This is a genomic window from Chelatococcus sp. YT9 (assembly GCF_018398315.1).
Classification (GTDB): Bacteria; Pseudomonadota; Alphaproteobacteria; order Rhizobiales; family Beijerinckiaceae; genus Chelatococcus.
On record NZ_JAHBRW010000002.1, the window covers coordinates 983,852 to 1,005,860 of the forward strand.

Below are 22,009 nucleotides of genomic sequence, written 5' to 3' on the forward strand. Positions count from 1 at the left end.
GACGTCGGGCTCCGGCTCGGGAAGTCTGGACTTGATGTGATCCAAGACCATTTACGGGATGGCCGGGGGAGCCTCCGGCCTCGCCATTCTTATGAAAAAGCGGTCGGCGACTCCTCGGTAAAGCCTAGGAGGAAGGGCTCATGCGTTTTTAGCCTTGAACATGACGGTCGCTCTGCTCGCCGGATTTCCGCCCACCGACCGCGCGATAGCGCCAAGACCAGGCTTCGGACGTCGAGAGCTGTCTACGACAGGGCTTGGGTCCGCAACGCTAGCCTAGCTTGCCGCAGAACAGCTCCACGCTCTTCAGGCTCGCGTTCCCCGTCAAGTTTCAACACTTTCGAGCGTGGCCCTCTCTATCTGGATCTCGCAACATGCCGGGGTGAGGATCTCATTCCCCCGCGCTTGGTATGCCCGTGGCGAAATGCATCGATTTGTCATGCAATTCACTCCCACATCATCTGGATCTCCCGCTTAGGCTGATCTAATGGTGAGCCACGGAGTTTTCGCTTTGAGCGACATACATCGAGTTTGAAATGGTGAGGCGCGTTTGTCGTGCGGCGTAATCGAAAGGCTATCCCGCAAGCTTTCTTCTCTCTGCGCACTATCCGCTCGTCTTTCGGAGACCCTCCTGGGCGGATACGCTCTGCGAAATCGCGTAATCCTGGTCCGGTGATGGGCACCTCGAGCGGGGATCGCGCGGGAACGGGCAATTGCAGGCTGCGGCGTCAGCACGAGGCCAATGCGTGATCAGGGAGCCGAGCGGTTGCGAGCATCGCGCCGGCAACATCGGAGCCGATATCCGCAGCGCACGATAGGGTTATCGGTCGAACTATGGCCCTCGACTTTCCAACGCTTTATGTCCTCATTTTTCTGAATACCCTCAGCCTTGCGGTCATTTGGGCCGGGATTTCGTGGGCCTACGCGTCGTTCATTGCGGCAAGGTATTGGCTCATGTCACTGCTGCTATCCGGGGCTGGCGGAATATCGTTGGCTCTGGAAGGCTCTGGGGCGGCGGCCGTACCGACCTTTATCGGGATCTGGCTGATCGGCGCCGGATTCAACACTATGTGGCAAGGCATACGGGTTTTCTACGGCGAAGCACCGGATTGGCCGCGCTCGGCTGCTGTCTTGACTTTCACCGCAATCGCCATAGCGGCGACGGCCGGAGAACAGCGTGCCCTCCAAAACATCATTTATGTGGGTGTCCAGATCTTTCCCATTGTCCTGGCCGCTATGGCACTGCAGCGTACCCCTCTGAGGCTGGGTGTGTTGGTGGTTTTCGGTGGAATAGCGCTCGCCCTTACGGGTCATATCGCCGAGGCCAGCACAAACCTCGCCCGTCTGATCGGCGTACTAAGCTCCGAGCGATATTACGATTTCGCCGCTTGGTTCCTCGCTGCGGCGTTGGTTGGTGGGAGCGTATGCTATCTGGGGTTCCTTCTCATGGCGATCGATCGTTTGAGAGCCGATCTGGTCGCGCTTTCGATTACTGACGATCTGACGGGCCTACCTAATCGGCGGGGCTTCCACGAGAAAGCTCGAGCATTCGACAAGGCCCGGCATCGCCAGCAAAGCAGTGCCTGCGTCCTCATGATCGATCTCGACAATTTCAAGATCATCAACGACCGTCACGGGCACGCCGCCGGCGATGCATGTCTCATCCATGTCGCACGGGTTGCCGAACGCGTGCTGCGCCGCGGTGACATTCTGGCTCGGTTGAGTGGCGACGAGTTCTGCCTGCTATTTCCCGACACGGACCTCCGTGAGGCGGAGGGGATTGCAGAAAGGCTGACGACGGCCCTCTCGGCAGAACCAGTAGAATGGCGAGGATATCACATTTCATTGTCCGCCAGCTTGGGCCTTACCGAATGGAACTTCAGTTCCGATTGTTCCATTCACGATGCGCTCGAACAGGCCGACGCGGCGCTGTATCGTGCTAAACGCGAAGGCCGAGATGGGCTCGCGATCTACGCAGCGAATGGAAGTGTCCAATAACTCGGCGGGTAAAGCCCTCGGAAGCCGAGCAGTTCAACAACGCGTCCAGCCTGTTGTGCCAAGTGAGCTTTATGCAAGTCTGCCTGAAGGACGCGCGAGTTTCGTTGTCTCGGCGCTATCGCTAAAGTGCTCGCCCTCTTCACAGGCCTGTTAAGAGCCGGGAGCAGCGGCCTGATTAACCGGCCTCCCACAACTGCCCAAATCTCATCCAAGGGCCTGGTTCCTCCCAAGGCGCGGGGGGAGGGGGGACGTCGCGCGCCGGCACTCGTCAGTTCACGGCGTGTGTTGTCACCAACACCGCGGTGCCGCTGATCATCGCTGGAGCGCCTCGGTTGGCGAAGAATGTCGGGCGCGGGGGCAGGTTCGACGGGCAGACTGGGAACCCGACGGATTTTCTTCTGGGGAAAGAGCGCTAAGCTACTTGGCAAAAGGGGCGGAGCCATTCCATCTCGTGAACGATAAGATGAATGGGCAGCGCTGATGGGAGACAGCGTTCAAAGCCCTTCGCCAAAGCACCGGGAGGACATTATGAATCGATTTGCATTGCTGCTTGCCACCATGGTGGCGTGGCCAGCTGTTACTGCAACCGCAAAGGCGGCCGACACGGTGAAGCTCGGCATGGTGGCGGAGCTGTCAGGGGCAGGAGCGCCCTCCGGCACCAACTGGCGCGATGGAGCCAAGCTCGCCGTTTCCGAGGTTAATGCTGCTGGCGGCATCCTCGGCAAGAAGGTCGAGATGTCGGAGTACGATACGCAGACTGACCCACAGGTGTCGCGCGCGCTCGTCCAGAAGGCGATCGATGAAGGCGTTATCGCGATCATCGGCACGGTTTATTCCGGTTCGACGATGGTCAACATGCTGGTAGCGAAGCAGAATAGCATCCCCCAATTCGTCGGCTCAGAGGCGCCGGCTATCGTCGAAAAAGGCAACCCCTTTGTTTATCGCACCTCATCCGGTGCTCAGAAGGGCGTACCTGCGCTGACTCCTTTTTTCAAGGACACGCTGAAGGCCAAAAAGGTTGGCGTCGCGTGGGTTAATAACGAATTCGGAAAAGGCGGACGAACGGTCTTTTTAGAAGAAATGAAGAAGGCCGGCATCGAGGTCGTTGCCGACGTCGCATCGGAGCAGGCCCAGACGGACTACGCCGCCGACGTAGCCAAGCTCAAGAGCGCCAACCCTGATGCCGTCTTCGTCTACATGAACCAGGAGGAATCTGCTCGCTTCCTCATCGAGGCGAAGAAGCAGGCTTTGGCGATGCCGCTCGTAGGTGAGGTCACGTTGACCGAAGCCAAGGTCATCGAACTCGCGGGCGGCGCAGCCAACGGCGCCATCGCCCATGTCGGTGTCACGGCGACCGCGACACAAGTCCCGGGTATCGCCGCTTTCGCAAAATCCTTCGAAGAGACTTTCAAGCGCAAGCCGACCCATGATGCCATCAAGGGCTATGTCGGCGTCTGGGCGACCAAATACGTGACGGATCTGGTCGGTAAGACCGATGGTGAAGCGTTTTCCCAGAAGATGCGCGGCCTATGCCTCAAGGCGGCGGACTATCCCAAGATCCTGCTCGATACCTGCTGGGACGATCGCGGCGAAATGTCCCGCCCAAGCTTCATGGTTCAGGTCAAGGATGGCTCGCCGGTCGTGATCGGCACGGTTCCCGCCAACTGACGGCTTTCCTCGCGGCCGCGACGATCTTCGCCGCGGCCATCCAGCGAAAAGACGCGCCATGTCCCAATTCCTCCAAGTCCTGCTGTCCGGCCTCGCGACCGGAGCAGTCTATGCGCTCGTCGCGATCGGCTTTACGCTCGTTTGGCAGGCAGCGCAGACGGTCAATTTCGCGCAGGGCGAATTTGTCATGATACCGGCCTTCTTCGTGCTGATCGGCATGAACTGGCTCGGGCTATCGTTCTGGATCGCGCTGCTCTTTGGCCTCATCATATCGGTCCTGGTCCTTGGCCTGGCCTTCAAAAAGCTGATCGTCGAACCCATCCTGCCGCATGGAGGCATTACGCTGATCATCGCAACCATGGCGCTCGGCATCCTTCTGAAGGAGAGCGCGAAAGAGTTCTATGGCGCGGAAGCCCAACCCTTTCCGGCGATGTTTCCCGGCGATCCGATCAATGTGTTCGGTGCCGTCGTTTCCCTGCGCGACCTCATGAACCTTGGTATCTCCCTCGGCATTGTTGTGCTGCTCACTCTCTTCCTCAACCGCAGCCGAACCGGTCGCTGCATGCAGGCGACCGCACAGAATCCGGGTGTGGCGGAGATCCTTGGTGTCGATGTCAAGCGGATGGTGCTCTATACGTTCCTGATCAACGCCGCTCTGGCTGCACTCGCCTCTTTCCTGATCACGCCCGTATATTTGGCAAAGTTCTCCAATGGCGAGACGTTGGGGCTTATCGCTTTCATCGCGGCCATCGTCGGCGGCTTCAACCAGATTCGGGGCGCGCTCGTCGGCGGTCTGCTGATTGGCGTGCTCGACAACCTGACCGCGACATATGTCACGGCGCAGTATCGTGCCGCCCTGCCGCTGGTCCTGCTCATCGTTATAATTCTGGTGCGTCCGCAAGGCATCATGGGCACCTCCGAGGGGAGGACGGTCTGATGCGCCGTTGGCGGCTGTTCGCAATCGTTCTCTTGCTGCTGGCGGCGATCCTGCTTCCGGTAGGACAGAAGAATTACCTCGTTTACGTCTTGACCTCCTGGCTGATTTTCACCATTGCCGCCATGGGTCTCAACCTGACGCTCGGCTATGCCGGGCAGATCTCGTTGGCGCAGGCCTCTTTTATGGCAATAGGTGCCTATACGACGGCGTTGATAACGCTCGCAGGTTGGCATTGGGTGCTGGCTCTGCCGATTGGGCTTGCTCTGTGTTTCGCCGTGGGTCTCGTGCTCGGTTATCCCGCGCTGAGAGTGAAGGGCCATTTTCTCGCCTTCGTGACGCTCGCTTTCAACACGCTGGTGTTTCTCGTGTTGCGCAACGAGGAATGGTTGACGGGCGGTACCTACGGCCTTTCGGGCATGCCCCGGCCTGATTTCGGTCTATTCTCCACTGATAGGCAGCTGCCCTTCTATTATTTCACGTTAGGTATCACCGTCGTGGCCGCGCTCGCCATGTGGGGTATCGTGCGTTCTCCTTGGGGCCGTGCTTTCAAAGCGCTGCGGGAAAATCCCATCCGGGCCGAAAGCCTGGGGGTCGACACACGCCGGGTGACGCTGCTCGCTTTCGCCATCGGCTCGGCCTACGGCGGCCTTGCGGGCGCCCTCGTGACGCCGCTCGTGCAGTTCATCGAGCCGGGGTCTTTCGGCCTCGCGCATTCGCTGCGCATCCTGCTGATGGTCGTCGTCGGCGGCGCTGGCTATTTTTTCGGCCCCTTCATAGGCGCAGCGGTGGTCATCCTGCTGCCGGAGGTGCTCCGTTTCACTGAGGGCTATTACCTTATCATCTACTCGGCCTTGGTCATCGTCATGCTCGTCTTCGTGCCGTCCGGCCTGATCGGCATCTGGGGACGTGTGCGTGATAGGTTCTGGCCACGCCAGCAGGTTCGAGGCGACATGGCCGAGGGAGCACGTCTACAACAATGAGTGATCCCGTCCTTTCCATCCGCAACATTGAGAAGAGCTTCGGCGGCATTCGCGCGGTGCGCGGGGTATCCTTCGACGTCCACAAAGGCGAGATACTGGGGCTGATCGGTCCCAACGGTTCCGGCAAGTCGACGTTGTTCAACTGTATTCTGGGGCAGCTTTCGCCAGACGCTGGCCATGTTTCGGTCAATGGCCGTTCGGTTTCCGGCATGCGTGCCTCGGAGCTCAACAAACTGGGCGTTGGCCGCACCTTCCAGCAGCTTTCGGTGTTTCCGAAGATGTCGGTGCTCGACAACATCATACTCGCCGGGCAGGAGCACCATGGCACAATAATGTCGCGGCTATTTGGCCCGTCGGATGCGGGCCTGACGGAAGAGGCGGATCGGATGATTGCCTTCTTCCGGCTGCGGCATTTGCGCGACGAACTGGCAGGCTCGCTCTCTTATGGCCAGCAAAAGCTCGTGGACGCGGCGATGGCCTTCATGGCTGGTCCCAGCCTCGTGCTGCTCGACGAACCTGCCGGCGGCGTCAACTTGACGATGCTGTCGCATTTCAAGGAACGCTTGGCCACGTACAATGCGGAGCATGGCACGACTTTCGTCGTCATTGAGCACAACATGGAATTCGTGATGAGCCTCTGCACGCGCATCATCGTGCTCGCCGAGGGTCAAATCATTGCCGAAGGAACGCCTGGCGAGATCCGGTCCAACCAGACCGTGATCGATGCGTATCTCGGAGGATGAGCATGCTCGAACTCAAGGCCGTCCACGGCGGCTATGGCAAGATCACCATCTTGAATGGCATTTCGTTCTCCATTCCAAAGGCTTCGATCACGACAGTGATCGGACCCAATGGCGCTGGAAAATCGACGGTGTTCAAAGCGATTTTCGGGCTGCTCAGCATCCACTCGGGCCAGATTTTCTTGGAAGGGAAGGACGTCACGCGGCATACGCCACGGCAGATGATAAGCAGCGGGGTCACCTATGTGCCGCAGGGACGCAACGTGGTGCCGCAGCTCTCAGTCTATCACAATCTCGAGCTCGGCGGCATTACGGCGCCCGACCAGGCCAGGGTGAAGCGGCGCATCGAGGCGGTGATGGATCAGTTCCCAATGCTGCGCGAATTCCGGGACCGCAAGGCAATCGAGCTCTCCGGCGGGCAGCAGAAGCAACTCGAGGTGGCCCGCGCGCTTTTGCTTGATCCCAAGCTGATCCTGATAGACGAGCCCTCTATCGGCCTTTCGCCCAATCTGGTGCAGGAGGTTTTCCGAACCTTGACCCGCCTGCGCGATCAGGGCGTCGCGGTGCTGATGGTCGAGCAGAACGCCAAAGCTGCGCTCGCCATCTCCGATTATGGGCTCGTGCTCGAGCTCGGCCAAACGCGCATGCACGATACCGCAGACAAGCTTCTTGCCGATCCGCGTGTCGGCCAGCTTTTCCTGGGAGGGCACGTCGAATCCGACCCCGCAGGGGCAGCACCAGTCCATGCGGTTTGAAGTGCTGGATGCCCCACCCAATCGGTTGGGCGAATGTCCGCTCTGGTGCTGGCGCACCAGCCGCCTTTGGTGGGTCGACGTGCTGGCGGGAGAGCTTTGGAGCCATGATCCGCAGACGGGACATTGCATGCGCCATCCCGTCAGGGCCAAGCGTCTTGGCTCCATTGCCTTGCGGGAGCGGGGCGGGTTGATCCTCGCCTGCGACGATGGGCTCTACGCCTATGATCCTGCGAGCGGTGAGCAGAGCTTTCTGGTTGACCCGGAACCCGGGGTGACAGGCCATCGCAAGAATGACGGGCGGGCCGATCCCTTCGGAAATTTCTGGATCGGCACGCTGCGTGAAGCCGATTACGCGCCGGTCGGCGCGCTCTATCGCGTTTCTCCAGAGCTGAAAGTGGAACGCATGGCCGAAGCGCTGGCCATCCCAAACGCCCTCGCCTTTGATCCACAACGTGGCAGGATGTACTATGCAGATACCCGCGCCTATACAATCTGGGTATGTGATCTCGATCCTGCGAGCGGGACGCTCGGTGAGCGGCGTGTCTTCGCTCGAACCAATGCTCCTGCCCGGCCCGATGGAAGCTGCCTGGATGCCGAAGGTTATCTTTGGAACGCCAAGTATGCTGGCGGCCGTATCGTTCGATATACACCGGATGGCGCGATCAACGTAACGGTCAATCTTCCCACGAGCCATCCCACATGTTGCTGTTTTGGCGGGGAGAGACTTGAACGGCTGTACATCACCTCCGCGAGTGCCCCTCGGTCGGAAGCGACGCAATGGGAGGAGCCCCTGGCGGGTCGCCTTTTCACGATCGATCCCGGCGTATCAGGTAGCCCGGAATTTTGCGCCGGACTGTAAATTGGGACTGCCCTCCATCGAATTGTCACATCCCGGGAACCCACGCCACTGCCGATCGATCGTGACGTTGGGGCGCTATCGTGCGCAAGCGAGTTGGGGGCGATCTCGATTCACCGTTCGCATGCCCCGGTCACATCAGTGACGTGAGCGCGGCTGGGCGAAGGTTTTCGTTGAGCCACCGTACGGCGCGATCTATCAGCCCATTGCGAACACGAGCTGACTCAAGTTGCTGCTTCCCGGGGCATTCGTCGGCGGGCACTCGGCCTCTGCGGCGGTCGCCTTGCAGAGATCGATCACGGGCGGCGGCTTTAGCGTGAGACGGCGGGTCGATCCGTCGTCTCCACCATGCTCCTGAACCTGCCGCCTATCTTGGCTGCTTGGGTCTTTATCTTACCCTCGGCATTCGAGCTGCCCTACGTCGGCGCGTACAAGAGGTCATCGACAGGTTGTAAACGCTGCCACGGTGGATCGTAAAAGGGTATAAATTGATTACCCTGACAAAATGAAATCATTAATAAAACATGATATTCATCTAAATTTGAAGGTTAAGTGGAACCCACCCCTAGCACGTCAAGGCTGAACGCTGCCGTACATTTAGAGTAGCGCCAGTGAGCGAAGCTTCCGGAGTACTCAAAAAAGCGCTCCGGAATTGGATGCGCGCGATCCTATCCACTAGGCGATCTGCGGCGTGGGCCTTCGCCATCAACCAGGCTTTGTGCGCGCCGTCTTTTTGCTTTTCTCGACCGGGTAGCGCTGCCTGCAGCTGCTTGGCATCACCTGCACCGGCGCGCGCAATCAGCGATCGAGGGCTGAGTACCCTGATGGCGGCAACCACATGTTTTCCGCCGGTGAGGACAGTGCCCGCCACCACGATGGTGCTCGAAAAACTACGTGGCTCTTCGAATCGGATACGGGGATATTTGACAAAATCTCTGGCAGGTTGAAGTAAGGTCCTGCATCACATCGAGGCAGGCATACATGCAAAATCTGAAAGTGTGGCTTGCAAGCCGGTGGGTCGTGGCAGCTGGGTTCATGGCTGCGGCGCTCCTGGCCATCGCGCCTTTATTGCACGCGGCCTACGCGTTGCCGCTTGTGCTAATCTTCCTTCACAGCCCGGGCTACATGCTTCACCAAGTCGAGGAGCATACGGGAGATCGCTTCCGGACGTTCGTCAACCAACGGGTGTTCGCCGGTCACAACGCACTTAGCGTCGCAGCTGTCCTCGTTATCAACCTGCCCGTCGTCTGGGGGCTCAATCTGGCGGCGCTCTATGCGGCATATCTCTGGGGCGCCGGCTTTGGGTTGGTGGCGCCTTATACGATGCTCTTGAACGGCGTCACCCACATTGGCGGTGCAGCGCGCTTTCGCAGCTACAATCCCGGGCTTGTGACCTCGCTTGTTGTGTTCTTGCCCCTCAGTCTATGGACGATCATCGCAATCGGCCCAGTTGAAGCCAGCTTTCATCTGACAGCGCTTGGATTGGCGGTTATCCTTCACCTCCTCATAGTCGCTGACGTTCTCCTCCGCATCAGGCGCAACGCGGGCTGAGAGGCTGAGGCTTGTCGTTGAGCATGGGTGCCTATAGGAGCAGATCGCCGGGCGATTTGCGCCTCGCGCCGACCACGCTCCCAGCACAGCTTGGCGCGAGCGGCGACACCCGCCTTATGAGCAGCTCTTCCGCGTTGAGACTTCGATGACGTTCGACTGGATTGGCCCTCATCCAACGGAATAACAATGCCTCAGGCGCTGGTCTTCTGCAGCCCATCCATATAGCGCCTGGCCGAGTTCTTGGCGCTTTTCACGTGCTCCTCGGCGAGCGTGCGGGCTTCGTCGACATTGCCGGCGCTGATCGCCTCGAAGATGCTCCACATCTCCATGGCGCTGAAGCGCGAGCGTCCCGACATCGACATGGACTTGGATCGAAGCATGTTGATGCGCGCCAGGAGACCGTCGATGATCTGGGCGATGATCTCGTTGCCGCAGCCATTGAGGATAGTCTTGTAGAATTCGCCCGTGGCGGCGATCTGGTCGGGCAGCGAGTTCCGGCTGACCGCGGCGTCGAACGAAAGCAGCGCCGCGCGCATCTTTTCCACATCCTCCGGATTGCGGCGTTGCGCCATCAGAGCGGCCGCTTCTCCTTCAAGCAGGGCGCGTACATTGTAGATCTGCTCGGCTGCTTCCCAGGATAATTCGGTAATGACCGGCCCCTTATTGGGAATGATCGTCACCAGCCGCTCGGCCTCGAGGCTGCGCAGAGCCTCGCGTACCGACGTCCGGCTGACGCCCAGTCGCTGGCACAGCTCCGCCTCACGTATGCGCTGACCCGGCGCGAAAATGCCCGAAAGGATGGCCTCCCGGATCTTGTTGACCGCTAGGCTTTGCACCGTCCGTGCCGAAATGGTCAGGTCGCCAGCAACCGATGTGGATGCTCCCGCCTCTGCCAACGCCATCAGTGTCCTCCTTTGGCCACCGCCGCCTTCTGCACGACATCGGCAACGGCATCGATAATCTTCACATAGCCGGTACAGCGACAGATATTACCACGCAACGCGTCAATGATCTCTTCGCGGCTTGCCTGGGGGCGATCTCTCACAAGGGCATGCGCGACCATGAGGAAGCCCGGCGTGCAATAGCCGCACTGCACGGCGCCGTGACGCATGAAAGCTTCCTGAATGGGCGCAAGGCCGTTCTCGTCCTCCAGCCCCTCGACTGTGGTCACGCAGCGGCCCTCGACCTGAGCCGCCAGCGTGAGGCAGGAGGTGACTGGCTCGCCGTCCAGGAGCACCGTGCAAGCGCCGCAGATTCCCTGGGCACAGACCTTGTGCGTGCCGACCTCCGATAATTTGTTTCGCAACACGTCCACTAGCATCTCGGTGGGGGAAATGTCAGCGGTTCTATGTGTTCCGTTGACAGAAAACGAGACTTTCATACGATATTCTCCTGCCGGGGCGCCGTACCGAGCGCCTTATTAACCGCGCGTTTCAACAGAACGCCGGCAAGGTGCCGCTTGAAGTCCGCGGAATAGACCAAGTCGGTTTCCGGACTGATCTCCGCCGCGAGCGCGGCCTGCGCGGACTTCCAGTCGATCGCGTCGAGCGCGCTGCCAGTGAGCGCCTCTTCCGCGCCCCGAGCCCGCAAAGCCGTCGCGGCTGCGCCATTGACGCCGATGCGGGTGGTCTCGATCCGACCCTGCGCTTCCGTGAACACCACAGAGACCGTTAGCTGAGTCCAGTCCATGGCATTGCGCGGGCCCTCCTTGCCGAAGGCGAAGTGTGCGTTCTGCGGCACGGGCGGAACGAGCACTGTTTCAAGGATTTCATCCTCTGCCAGGTCGAGGCTGAACCCATCCTTGTAGAAGCTCTCGATAGGGATGGTGCGCTGCCCGTGGCCGCGGCTCAGCACCAGCTGGGCGCCAAGTGCGATCAGGCCGGTCGCCGGATCGCCCTGGCCGCCCATCGTGCAGATGCTCCCACCCAGCGTGCCGCGATTGCGCAGCCGCCAGGACGAGATGTCCTTGGCGATCTCGGCCATCAGGGGCAGATGACGCTGGATGTCGGCCGAACGGCGCACTTGTTCATGCGTCACCAGCGCGCCGAGCTCGACCTTGCCGTCGCCGTGCACGCGAATGGACTTCATCGTTTCGATCGGGCTGATGTCGATCAAAGTCGAAGGCTCGGCCAGATGCTGATTAATGAGCGAGGCGATGATCGTACCGCCCGCGACCAGGATGCCGCCACCCTCGGCCGCGCGCAGCGCCTCGGCGGCCTCGGCGACCGAGCGGGCACGGATGTAATCGGGAACGAGAGTCATCACATCTTTCCCTTTGGCTCTGGCTGAGCGTTCAGCGCCTTGAATACGGTTTCCTGATCCATCGGCATCGCCGAGAGCCAGATGCCTGCCGCATCGTGAAGCGCGGCAGCGATGGCTGCCGGCACCGGGATCAAGCTTGCCTCGGCCACCCCCTTGGCACCGTAGGGCCCGCTGTCGTCGATATTCTCGACGAAGACAGTCTCGATCGTGCCCGGCGCGTCCTTCGGTCCGGCCAGAAGATAGTCGCGGAAGCTGGGGTTCTGGATGTAGCCCCCGTTGCGCACGATCTTTTCGTAGAGCGCCATGCCGAGACCCATCACCACGCCCCCCTCGATCTGGCCTTCCGCTCCCATCGGATTGACGAGCCTTCCCGCGTCATGCGCGGCCCAGAAATGCGGCACCGCGATCTTGCCGGTCTCAGTGTCAACCTCGATCTCCGCGAGTTGGGTCGCATAGGTGTAGGTCGGGTACGGATTGCCGTTGAAGGTGACGAAGTCGAGCGCGCTGTCGGGATTGAAGACGCCGTAGGCCTTCAGCGTCTTCAGCTTGTCGCCGAGGGCGGCGCAGATGTCCGCGAACTCGTGCACCTCGTTCGACAGGTGGATACGATCGTCGTCGAGCCGCACCTGGTCGAGCGGCAGGGCGTAATGTTCGGCTACCATCTCGCGGAACTGGCGGGCGAAGTCACGTCCCGCCACCAGTGCCGCATTCCCGGAAAAATAGGTGGTGCGAGAAGCCGAGGTCGGCCCCGAGTCATCCGTCTTGGTGGAATCGCCGCTGACCACGCGGATGCGGGCAATCGAGATCCCCGCGGCATCCGCCGCGATCTGCGCCAGCGTCGTGTCTGAACCGGGCCCGATGTCAGGTGTGCCGCAATTGGCGATCACCGTACCATCGGCCAGAACTTCCAGCCGCGCGGTCGAAGGGTTGCGCACGCCGCTGTATCCGATGCCGTAGCCGAGCGAGGCCAGCCCCAGGCCTCGCTTGATGCCGCCGGCAAGCGTCATTTTGTCGAGCTCGGCCTTGCGCGCCTCATAGATCGGCTCGATCACGTCCAGCGTCTTCGTGAAGCCGACCGCGCTCAGCGTCTGACCGGTGAGCGTTGAGGTGCCGTTCTTGACCGCATTGATGCGGCGAATCTGGATCGGGCTCATGCCGATCTTCTCGGCCAGTTTGTTGATCTGCGATTCCGTCGCAAAGGCGAGCTTGACGATGCCGAAGCTGCGCATGGCCCCGGCCGTCATGTTGTTGGTGAAGGTGGTGCAGATATGCGCCTTGATGTTGGGAATGTCGTAGGGAAGCGCCGTGTGCACGACACATCGGCCGGCGACGATCGGACTATAGGATGTGTAAGCACCACCGTCGGCAAGGATATCCATATCGATGGCTGTTATCCGGCCGTCCTTCATGCCGCCGAGGCGGTGGCGGATGGTCATGGTGTGGCGCTTGGTCGTCGAGGAGAAGACCTCCTCCGCATCCAGCACCATCTTCACCGGCCTGCCCGTCGCCATTGTGATAAGGCAGGTCACACATTCGATCGTGTTGTCGATCTTGCCGCCGAAGGCCCCACCGACCACGGTCTGAATGACGCGGATCCTGTCGTGGGGAAGGCCGGTGACACGCTCCAGCTGCTTGTGGTGGAAATGGGGATACTGGGTGGAGACGAGCAGCGTCAGCACGCCATCCTCGTCGAAGAAGGAAATGCCGGACTGCGCTTCCAGGAAGCAGTGATCGATCGGCTCGTTGACATAGGTGCCTTCGATGACGAAGTCAGCCTCTGCCAGTGCCTTTTCGACGTCGCCGCGCTCCTTCGAGAGGTTGGCGATGATGTTGCCTTGCGGATGAAGCAGAGGCGCGCCCTCTGCCAGCGCCGCGGAAGGCGTGAGCACCGCTGGCGTCTCGTCATACACGACCTCGACCAAAGTGGCGGCGTATTCCGCCACCTCCTTGCTTTCGGCCGCGATCACTGCGATTGGCTCGCCGACATGGCGTACGATGTCCTTCGCTAGGATCGGTGTGTCCTCCACCAGCGAGCCGACATGCAAGCGGGCCGGATCGATGTCGGCCGCCGTCAGAATGTAAACGACTCCAGGCACGGCCCGTGCGGCGGTTACATCGACCGACACGAGCCTGGCGGAAGGCACGGTGCTACGCACGAAGCGGCCATGGAGCATGTTCGGCATCGTGATATTCGGTGCATAGCGCGCCTTGCCGCGCACTTTGTAGAGCACGTCGTTCCGCGGCACGCTGCGGCCGACATAGGTCGGCGTCTGGCCGTCCTCATGGGCGGGATCGGCAAAGCCTTTGTACAGCTTTTGCCACGGGCGCTGCTCGGCCACGCCGCCCAAGGCAAATTTTTCGCCGCTCTCGTCAATCATTGAAAACCACCCGAAGAAACTCGTTGATTGTCATACAATTATATGCTTGATCGAGCTTATGCAAGCCGCATCGCGATGTGGCTGCAATTGAAGAGCAGGCCACACCGGCTTGCTACGGCGGCCACGAGCAACTGCGCCATTTCAATAAGGCTCATAGAAACAGGAGCTTAGTAAGCGATGCTGAACATTTTTCCGGGCGAGCGCGATTGGGCAATCCAGACGGAGCGGCTGATTGCTCAGGCCGCCTATCGGGGCTCCGATATCTTTGAATGCGACCGTGCCGCAAAGCGCATCAAGGAAGGGGACTTCGAAAGCTTCCACCATGAATGGCACGAACTCGGCCGCGAGACCGAGGAGGCGGGACGCAAGGCGCTTGAGGCCGGCGACATCGAGACCGCGAAGTACCGGCTCTATCGCGCCTCAAATTATTATCGCCACGCCGATTTCTTCCTGCTCGGTACAGACGAGCGGAAAATCGCCAATTTTCGTAAGACAAAACGCTGCTTCGAAGATGCAATTAAGTATGATGCCGATCGGGTCGAAGCCGTTCAGGTGACCTGCGGCGCCGACATCTATGACGGTTACTATGTCTTTCCGAAGAAGGGCAAAGAAAAGTCGCCGGCCGTGCTTATGCTTGGCGGCGCGGATTCGCTGGCAGAGGAAATCTTCTTCTGGGGAACTCAGGAGTTGGCCGACCGCGGCATCGGCGTGCTGATTCTGGATACCCCCGGCCGCGGCTCGAGCCTGCGACTGCGGCACATCCATTCCCGCCCGGACTACGAAGTTCCGGTGAAGGCGGCGATTGATTACTTGGAAGCCCGGCCTGATGTGGATCCGGATCGGATCGGCTGTGTCGGCGTTTCCATGGCGGGGTATTATGCGCCGCGCGGCACTGCTTTCGAGCCGCGTATCAAGGCGTTGGTGCTTTGGTGTGCCTGCTATGACATCCTAGAAGAGCTCTACAATTTCTACCCGCCGATCCAGAAGCAGATCCAGTGGATCCTCGGCGTCGACAACGACGCGCAAGCGCGCGAAAAGCTCAAGGATTTCAACATGAAGGGCATCGCGCACCAGATCAGGTGCCCGACGCTGATCTCGCACGGCGCCGGCGATGTTGTGATGGACGTCAAGGGCGCGCGTCGCCTCTACGACGAGATCGGAAGCACTGACAAGGTTCTGAAGATCTGGGAAGGCGACGAGGGCGGCGCCGTCCATTGCAACTACGATAACTGGTCTATCTCCATCCCCTTCATGTTCGATTGGCTCGCTAAACGCCTGTGATAGCCGTTGAGGGATGGCGGGATCAGCCCGCCATCCGATTGTAAGACAATATGAAGAATGCTAAGAGGGGATATGACATGTGGCGAGTGCGCGCGAGCGCCCCTCTGGAGAGCAGGCAATGGAATTGACCATCAGACGGTCTTTCACGATCGTTGAAGACAGGATGATCGACGAGGGAAAGAAGGCCGATCTCATCCAACGCAAGGCAGCTTGTGTGCTCGTCGTGGCCAATCCCTTCGTCGGCCGCTATGTCGAGGACCTCGGTCCGCTGATCGACGCCAGCGTGTCACTTGGCGAGCGGCTTGGGCAGATGGTCGTGGCGGCCATGGGTGACTACTCCGTCCAAGGTTATGGAAAAGGCGGGCTGGTCGGGCTCGGCGGCGAGCAGGAGCATGCCAACGCCCTGTTGACGACCGTCTTTGCCAATCCGATCCGCGAGGCTGTCGGGGGCGGCAAGTCCTGGATTTCGTCGTTCCAGAAGCGAGTGCCGCCAGGCATGCAGATCGACATCCCGATGGCCTGCAAGGATGCGCTTTACGTCCGCTCGCATTACGACGGCATGACGCTCATGCTTCCCGATACGCCCGCGCCCGACGAGATCGCAGTCATCTTCTGTGTGACCAATCGCGGGCGCATCAATGCGCGCGTCGGCGGCATCAAGCACGAGGAGATGCGCGGCGTGGACGGACTGGTTTGACAGCGAGCGGGGAACAGCATGCGGGTTGCAATCACCAACATCGGCAGGATCGTGTCGGGAAACTGGCGAGCCCCCTTCGCGGCGGGCGACACGCTGATCCTCGACAACGGCCTGATCAGCCACGTGGGCACCGCTTCGCCGGAGCTCATGAAAGATTGCGACGTGACGGTGGACGCCGCCGGCACGGTCGCCATGCCAGGGCTGATCGATTCGCATGTGCACATCACCTTCGGAGACTACACGCCGCGCCAAAAGACGGTGGGCTTCCTCGAGAGCTATGTCCACGGCGGCACGACGACGTCGATTACCGCGTCGGAAGTGCATGTCCCCGGCCGGCCGAAGGACCGCGACGGGGTAAAGGCGCTGGCGGTGGCCGCTCACAAGAGCTTCAAGGATTATCGGCCGGGCGGCATGCGGGTGCACGCCGGGTCCATCATCCTCGAACCCGACCTGGTTGAAAGCGACTTCGCCGATATTGCCGCCAAGGGGGTTTGGCTCGCCAAGGCCGGCTTCGGTGCTTTTGCCACGCCCTACGGCTACATCGAACAGGTGCGTTGGGCGAAGGAGGCCGGCATGGTCACGACCGTGCACACGGGCGGCTCCTCCATTCCCGGCTCTTCCGGCATCTGGGCGGACCATGTCATCGCGATGGACGCGGATGTGTCCTTCCATGTCAACGGCGGGCCCGTCGCCATGCCCGATGCCGATTTCGCGCGACTGGTCGATGAGAGCCGCATCGCGCTGCAATGCTGCACGGCGGGCAATCTGCGCACGCTCTTGATGGTCGCCGATCTGGCCGTGAAGGCCGAGTGCTTCGACCGGCTGCTTGTGGCCACGGACACGCCGACGGGCAGTGGAATCATGCCGCTCGGCATGTTCTACACGATCACCCACCTCGCTAGCCTCGGCAAGATGCCGGTGGAATGGGCGATCGCCGCCGCCACGGGCAACAATGCTGCCGTTTACCGGCTGAACAGCGGAATCATTGCGCCGGGGCGCGATGCGGACGTGCTCCTGATCGACGCATGCGCCGGCGGCGCCAAGAATGACGCGCTCTCAGCCATCGCCAATGGGGACGTACCGGCGGTCTCGGCCGTCTTCACCGATGGTGTGCCGCGCTTCGTCGGGCGCAGCCGGAACACTCCGGCCGGGATGCGCAGCGTGCGCGTGGCCGAGAGCCGCATCATGCAGGACTTCAGCGCCGCCACGCATTGAAGTGGTCATCGCCAAGGGAGGAATCATGAGGATCGAGGCGGCCATAGCCTATCCGGAGACTGAGCGGTTCGTGCTCGCTTCGGTCGAACTGGAAGAGCCGCGCGAGACCGAAGTCATGGTGCGGCTGGTCGCCACCGGCATCTGTCACACCGACCTCAAGATGCTGCACACGCCGGGAACGGTGCCTCGCCCAATCGTGCTGGGCCACGAGGGAGCGGGCATTGTCGCGAAGGTGGGGTCAGGCGTCACCAAGGTGAAGCCCGGGGACCATGTCGTGATGAGCATCAATTCTTGTGGCCACTGCGGCAATTGCCGGCAGTCCATGCCCTCCTATTGCGAGGACCTTTTTGCGCGCAATTTCAGCGGCACGCGGCCGGATGGAACGACCGCGTTGGCACGCGAGGGTGAGCACCTCTACAGCCATTTCTTCGGTCAGTCCTCGCTTGCTACCTATTGCATCGCGACCGAGCGCAATGTCATCCCTGTGCCGCATGACCTTCCGCTGGAAACGCTCGCGCCGCTGGGGTGCGGCATCCAAACAGGGGCTGGCGCCATCCTCAACGTATTGAAGCCGCAGCCGGGGTCGTCCATCGCCATTGCCGGAACGGGGCCAGTGGGCCTCAGCGCCATCATGGCCGCGAAGCTATCCGGGGCGACCACGATCGTCGCGGTCGACACGCGCGACAGCCGGCTGGAGATGGCGCGCGAAATGGGCGCCACCCATGCGGTCAATCCGGTCGGTCAAGACCTGACGGCCGCGATCCGCGCCGCATCTGGCCCGACCGATTGGGCCCTCGACACGACTGGTAATGTCGACGTGGTCAACGGCCTTGTCGCCGCGCTCAACCCGCGCGGCACATGCGGCGTGGTGTCCAACGGCCGTTCGGCGACCCCGATCAACTTCCACCCCCTGATCTTCGGCGGCCGCTCGATAACCGGGATAGCGCAGGGTGGCGCTGACCCTGAAAGCTTTATCCCACGCATGATCGCGCTGCACCGTGAGGGAAAGTTTCCCTTCGACCGCATGATCACCCGCTATGCCTTCCGCGACCTCAACAAGGCTTGTGACGACGCCATGTCGGGTGAGGTTCTGAAGCCCGTCGTGATTTTTTAGCGGGTCCGTCGTGCGCCGCTGAGGAAGGTCGCGCGGTTTGCGCGTGGGACCACGCATGAAAGCGAGTTTCTTGGATGAGCATGCTTGGCATTGGCGACACCGCCCCTGACTTCCACGCTGAAACATCAGAGGGGCCGATCGACTTCTACGACTTTGCGGCCGACGGCTGGGTGGTGCTGTTCTCGCATCCACATTTCTTCCGGCCCGTTTGCGTGTCGGAAATGGGACAGGCATCGAGACTGGCGCCGGATTTCGTGGCGCTCGGCTGCAAGCTCCTGGCGGTCACTGTCGATCCACTCGATCGCTTCGAAGACTGGCAGGCCGATATCGTCAAGTCCGAGGCGACCGGCATACGTTTTCCGGTGGTCAGTGATCCGGAGCGACAGGTCACAGCACTCTACGGCCTGATCCACCCGGCCATGAGCCCCGAAGCGCCGACCCGCTCGGCTTATATCATCGATCCGCAGCGCAGGGTGCGCGCGCTGCTTGCTTTCCCCTCCAGCATGGGGCGCGACTTCGCCTACATCCTGACACTCGTCAATTCGCTGCAGCTGACCGACCGCGCCAAGGTAGCGTCACCCGCGGGTTGGCGTCCCGGTGACGAGATGGCGATCGTACCCGGCCTGTCCGCGGAGGAACTGTCAAGCCGTTTCCCGGCCGGCTGGCGGGAGGCCACACCCTATCTGCGCTACGTGCAGATCCCGTCGAAATAACCCCGGGAGTTGACAGCGGCGCGCTGCGTATGATTGTATGGCAATCATAAACAAGGCGGGATAGACCATGGACGCTAGGCAGTTCTACATCGACGGCGCGTGGGTCGATCCGCTCACCGCCTCCCGGCCTTTCGCGATCGTTAGCCCGCTCACCGAGCAGCAGTCCGGTGAGCTGATCCTGGGGTCGGCGGCCGATGTCGATCGTGCCGTTACCGCCGCGCGCAAGGCCCTGCCCGAATGGGCCGCGTGGTCTCGCGCGGAGCGCATGGCCATCCTCGATCGCATCGTCAGGTGCTACAACCGTCGCATCGACGAGGTCGCCCGCGTTATTGCCGAGGAGATCGGCGCGCCCCTTTGGTTCGCCCGCGACGTGCAGGCCGTCGGCGTTGCCACGCAGTTCAGCGTGATGCGCCGCATCCTCGAGACCTACGCGTTCGAGCATTACATCGGCACGACGTTGATCCGGCGTGAGCCCTTCGGCGTCTGCGGCCTGATTACCGCCTGGAACTGGCCACTGAACCTGATCGCCGGGAAGCTGGCGCCGGCACTCGCCACCGGCTGCACCGTCGTCCTGAAGCCCAGCGAATATGCGCCGCTGAGCACACTGATCCTCACCGAGGTTCTGGAGGAGGCCGGCCTTCCCAAGGGCGTCTTCAATATGGTGCAGGGAACCGGCGCCGAAGTCGGCGAGGCGATCGCGGGGCATTCGGGCATCGATATGGTGTCGATCACCGGTTCCACCCGCGCTGGCGCCCTGGTTGCCAAGGCTGCCGCGGACACGGTCAAGCGCGTGCACCAGGAACTCGGCGGCAAGTCGGCCCACATCATCACGGCGGATGCCGATCTGCAAGATGCCGTGCCCTGGGGCGTGGCGCGCTCGTTCATGAATTCCGGCCAGTCGTGCGAGGCACCGACCCGCATGCTGGTGCACCGCGACCAACTGGAGACGGTCAACGACCTCGCCAGGAAGGCGGCAGAGACCTACACGCTCGGTCACCCGTTCGATGACAACACCAAACTCGGACCACTGGTCAACGCGATCCAGTTCGAGCGCGCACAGGACCTGATCCAGTCCGGCATCGACCAGGGCGCGACGCTGGTTACCGGCGGCATCGGGCGGCCGGCCGAGCTCAACAGCGGCTACTTCGTCAAGCCGACCGTCTTTTCCGATGTGAAACCCGACATGCGGATCGCGGTGGAGGAGATCTTTGCGCCGGTGCTGTCGATCATGCCCTATGAGACGATCGACGAGGCGGTCGAGATCGCCAACAGCTCAGTCTACGGGCTGGCCGCCTATGTTCATGGCGAACACACCCACGCGACTGAACTTGCCTGCCGCCTGCAAGCCGGCAGGGTCTACATCAACGGCGCGGCCTCGCAATCCGACGTGCCGTTCGGCGGCTACAAGCAGTCCGGCAATGGACGGCAGAGTGGGATCTTCGGCTTCGAGGATTACCTCGAGATCAAGGCTGTCCTCGGCCATCGCAAATCCTGAGGGAGACCGGACCATGCACGATCGCAAGAAGATGAAGCTTGCCATGATGTGGTTCGCGCCAGGTTCGCACGGCGCGGGCTGGCGCATGCCGGGTGCCGCGCGCTCTACCGTGACGCAGTTCGAGACCTATGTCGAAGTCGCCAAGAAATGCGAACAGGCCAAGCTCGACGCCCTTTTCTTCGCCGATAGCAACGCCATCCAGCCGACGCCGCTGATCGAGAAGCGCGACAAGGCGGCGGAAAAGTTCTACCGCGCGGCAATCATCGAGGCCATGTCCGTGATCCCGGCGCTGGCCGCCGTGACCTCGAAGCTCGGTCTAATCGCCACCGGCACGACGACTTACAACGAGCCCTACACGATCGCGCGCCGCTTCGCGACGATAGATCTGATCAGCAAGGGCCGAGCCGGCTGGAATCTGGTCACCTCGCAGCACGAGAACGAGGCGCAGAATTTCGGTTTCGAAAAGCACATGGAGCACGACGAGCGCTATGTGCGGGCGGAAGAGTTCTTCGACGTGGTCACCGGGCTGTGGAACAGTTGGGACGCGGACGCCTTGGTCGAGGACAAGGAGAATGCACGCTATTTCGACGTAGAGAAGGTGCATGTCCTCAATCACAAGGGCAAGTACTTCAACGTCAAGGGGCCGCTCAACGTGCCGCGCTCACCCCAGGGGCGGCCGATCATCGTGCAGGCAGGGTCGTCCGGCCCCGGCCGCAATCTTGCCGCCAGGATTGCCGACCTTGTATTCTCCGCAAACTCCACTCTTGAAGAGAGCAAGGCCTTCACTGACGATTTGAAGGCGCGCGCAGTGGCCTGCGGCCGCTCGGCCGATGCGGTCAAACTGATGCCGGGCTTCATGCCAATCATTGGCCGAACAGAGGCGGAGGCAAAGGAACATTACCTGCAGCTGCAGTCTCTGATTACCGATGAGCAGGCGCTGATCGCGATCAGCCGCTTCGCTGGCGGCGTCGACCTGTCGCAATATCCGCTCGACGGCCCCTTGCCGGAGTTGCCCACTGTCAACGGCGCCCAGACGCGCCAGCAGATCATGATCGAGACGGCGCGGCGCGAAAATCTCAGCATCCGCCAGATAGGCCGGCGCTTTGCAGAGTCGCTCGGCCACAATTTAGTCTGGGGCACGCCGGCGCAGGTGGCCGACATCATGGAAGATTGGTTCAGCAAGGGAGCCTGTGACGGGTTCTGCATTCTGCCGCCCTATTTCCCACGTGGCGTGGACGATTTTACGGACCTCCTCGTGCCGGAATTGCAGCGCCGTGGCTTGTTCCGCACCGAATACGAGGGCTCGACGTTGCGGGAGAACCTCGGGTTGCCTGATCCGGTCCATACGAAACGGGTCATGGCTGACGCGTAG

The 22,009-nt window shown here is 61.3% G+C and carries 19 protein-coding genes; 15 read left to right on the forward strand and 4 right to left on the reverse strand.

Going from position 1 to position 22,009, the window contains the following annotated elements; genetic code table 11:
* Window positions 1-951: 951 nt before the first annotated feature.
* From KIO76_RS24565 to KIO76_RS24600, 8 genes are all read left to right on the forward strand, one after another.
* A complete protein-coding gene (locus KIO76_RS24565; protein WP_213326201.1) occupies window positions 952-1,995 on the forward strand; it encodes a GGDEF domain-containing protein in 1,044 nt (347 codons plus the stop codon).
* Window positions 1,996-2,523: 528 nt separating this feature from the next.
* Entirely contained in the window at window positions 2,524-3,663 is a 1,140-nt protein-coding gene (locus KIO76_RS24570) for an ABC transporter substrate-binding protein (protein ID WP_213326202.1), read from the forward strand.
* Between the two features lie 58 nt (window positions 3,664-3,721).
* The gene (locus KIO76_RS24575) at window positions 3,722-4,600 is read left to right on the forward strand and encodes a branched-chain amino acid ABC transporter permease (protein WP_213326203.1); all 879 of its coding nucleotides are present in this window, start codon (window positions 3,722-3,724) and stop codon (window positions 4,598-4,600) included.
* The gene (locus tag KIO76_RS24580; RefSeq protein WP_213326204.1) at window positions 4,600-5,580 is read left to right on the forward strand and encodes a branched-chain amino acid ABC transporter permease; all 981 of its coding nucleotides are present in this window, start codon (window positions 4,600-4,602) and stop codon (window positions 5,578-5,580) included. The genes KIO76_RS24575 and KIO76_RS24580 overlap by 1 nt, the downstream gene beginning before the upstream one ends.
* Window positions 5,577-6,323, forward strand: a complete 747-nt coding sequence (locus KIO76_RS24585; protein WP_213326205.1) for an ABC transporter ATP-binding protein — start codon at window positions 5,577-5,579, stop codon at window positions 6,321-6,323. Before KIO76_RS24580 ends, KIO76_RS24585 begins: the two co-directional genes overlap by 4 nt.
* 2 nt (window positions 6,324-6,325) lie before the next feature.
* Complete coding sequence (locus tag KIO76_RS24590) at window positions 6,326-7,075, forward strand: ABC transporter ATP-binding protein (protein WP_213326206.1); 750 nt, start codon at window positions 6,326-6,328, stop codon at window positions 7,073-7,075.
* On the forward strand, window positions 7,065-7,934 hold the full coding sequence (locus KIO76_RS24595; protein WP_213326207.1) for an SMP-30/gluconolactonase/LRE family protein: 870 nt from the start codon (window positions 7,065-7,067) through the stop codon (window positions 7,932-7,934). The genes KIO76_RS24590 and KIO76_RS24595 overlap by 11 nt, the downstream gene beginning before the upstream one ends.
* Before the next feature lie 978 nt (window positions 7,935-8,912).
* The gene (locus tag KIO76_RS24600; protein WP_213326208.1) at window positions 8,913-9,482 is read left to right on the forward strand and encodes an HXXEE domain-containing protein; all 570 of its coding nucleotides are present in this window, start codon (window positions 8,913-8,915) and stop codon (window positions 9,480-9,482) included.
* Between the two features lie 191 nt (window positions 9,483-9,673).
* On the opposite strand, the gene KIO76_RS24605 is transcribed toward KIO76_RS24600, so the two are convergent.
* Genes KIO76_RS24605 through KIO76_RS24620 form a run of 4 tightly spaced genes read right to left on the reverse strand, consistent with a single transcriptional unit; the run spans window position 9,674 to window position 14,122 of the window.
* Window positions 9,674-10,384 carry a GntR family transcriptional regulator gene (locus KIO76_RS24605; protein WP_213326209.1) on the reverse strand — a complete coding sequence of 237 codons (711 nt, stop codon included), beginning with the start codon at window positions 10,382-10,384 and terminating at the stop codon, window positions 9,674-9,676.
* Entirely contained in the window at window positions 10,384-10,863 is a 480-nt protein-coding gene (locus KIO76_RS24610) for a (2Fe-2S)-binding protein (RefSeq protein WP_213326210.1), read from the reverse strand. The genes KIO76_RS24605 and KIO76_RS24610 overlap by 1 nt, the downstream gene beginning before the upstream one ends.
* A complete protein-coding gene (locus tag KIO76_RS24615) occupies window positions 10,860-11,744 on the reverse strand; it encodes an FAD binding domain-containing protein (RefSeq protein WP_213326211.1) in 885 nt (294 codons plus the stop codon). Before KIO76_RS24615 ends, KIO76_RS24610 begins: the two co-directional genes overlap by 4 nt.
* Window positions 11,744-14,122, reverse strand: a complete 2,379-nt coding sequence (locus KIO76_RS24620) for a xanthine dehydrogenase family protein molybdopterin-binding subunit (protein WP_213326212.1) — start codon at window positions 14,120-14,122, stop codon at window positions 11,744-11,746. The genes KIO76_RS24615 and KIO76_RS24620 overlap by 1 nt, the downstream gene beginning before the upstream one ends.
* A 177-nt stretch (window positions 14,123-14,299) precedes the next feature.
* Here KIO76_RS24620 and KIO76_RS24625 point away from each other — a divergent pair, with 177 nt between their 5' ends.
* The 7 genes from KIO76_RS24625 to KIO76_RS24655 all read left to right on the forward strand — a co-directional run bounded on the left by KIO76_RS24625 (window position 14,300) and on the right by KIO76_RS24655 (window position 22,009).
* The gene (locus tag KIO76_RS24625) at window positions 14,300-15,403 is read left to right on the forward strand and encodes an alpha/beta hydrolase family protein (RefSeq protein ID WP_213326213.1); all 1,104 of its coding nucleotides are present in this window, start codon (window positions 14,300-14,302) and stop codon (window positions 15,401-15,403) included.
* 118 nt (window positions 15,404-15,521) lie between these two features.
* Window positions 15,522-16,100: an amino acid synthesis family protein gene (locus tag KIO76_RS24630; RefSeq protein ID WP_213326214.1), complete on the forward strand. Its 579-nt coding sequence runs from the start codon at window positions 15,522-15,524 to the stop codon at window positions 16,098-16,100.
* Window positions 16,101-16,118: 18 nt separating this feature from the next.
* Entirely contained in the window at window positions 16,119-17,315 is a 1,197-nt protein-coding gene (locus tag KIO76_RS24635) for an amidohydrolase family protein (protein ID WP_213326215.1), read from the forward strand.
* Window positions 17,316-17,340: 25 nt separating this feature from the next.
* On the forward strand, window positions 17,341-18,429 hold the full coding sequence (locus KIO76_RS24640; protein WP_213326216.1) for an NAD(P)-dependent alcohol dehydrogenase: 1,089 nt from the start codon (window positions 17,341-17,343) through the stop codon (window positions 18,427-18,429).
* 74 nt (window positions 18,430-18,503) lie between these two features.
* Entirely contained in the window at window positions 18,504-19,142 is a 639-nt protein-coding gene (locus tag KIO76_RS24645) for a redoxin domain-containing protein (protein ID WP_213326217.1), read from the forward strand.
* Window positions 19,143-19,209: 67 nt separating this feature from the next.
* The gene (locus tag KIO76_RS24650; RefSeq protein ID WP_213326218.1) at window positions 19,210-20,637 is read left to right on the forward strand and encodes an aldehyde dehydrogenase family protein; all 1,428 of its coding nucleotides are present in this window, start codon (window positions 19,210-19,212) and stop codon (window positions 20,635-20,637) included.
* A 13-nt stretch (window positions 20,638-20,650) separates the two neighbouring features.
* The gene (locus tag KIO76_RS24655; RefSeq protein WP_213326219.1) at window positions 20,651-22,009 is read left to right on the forward strand and encodes an LLM class flavin-dependent oxidoreductase; all 1,359 of its coding nucleotides are present in this window, start codon (window positions 20,651-20,653) and stop codon (window positions 22,007-22,009) included.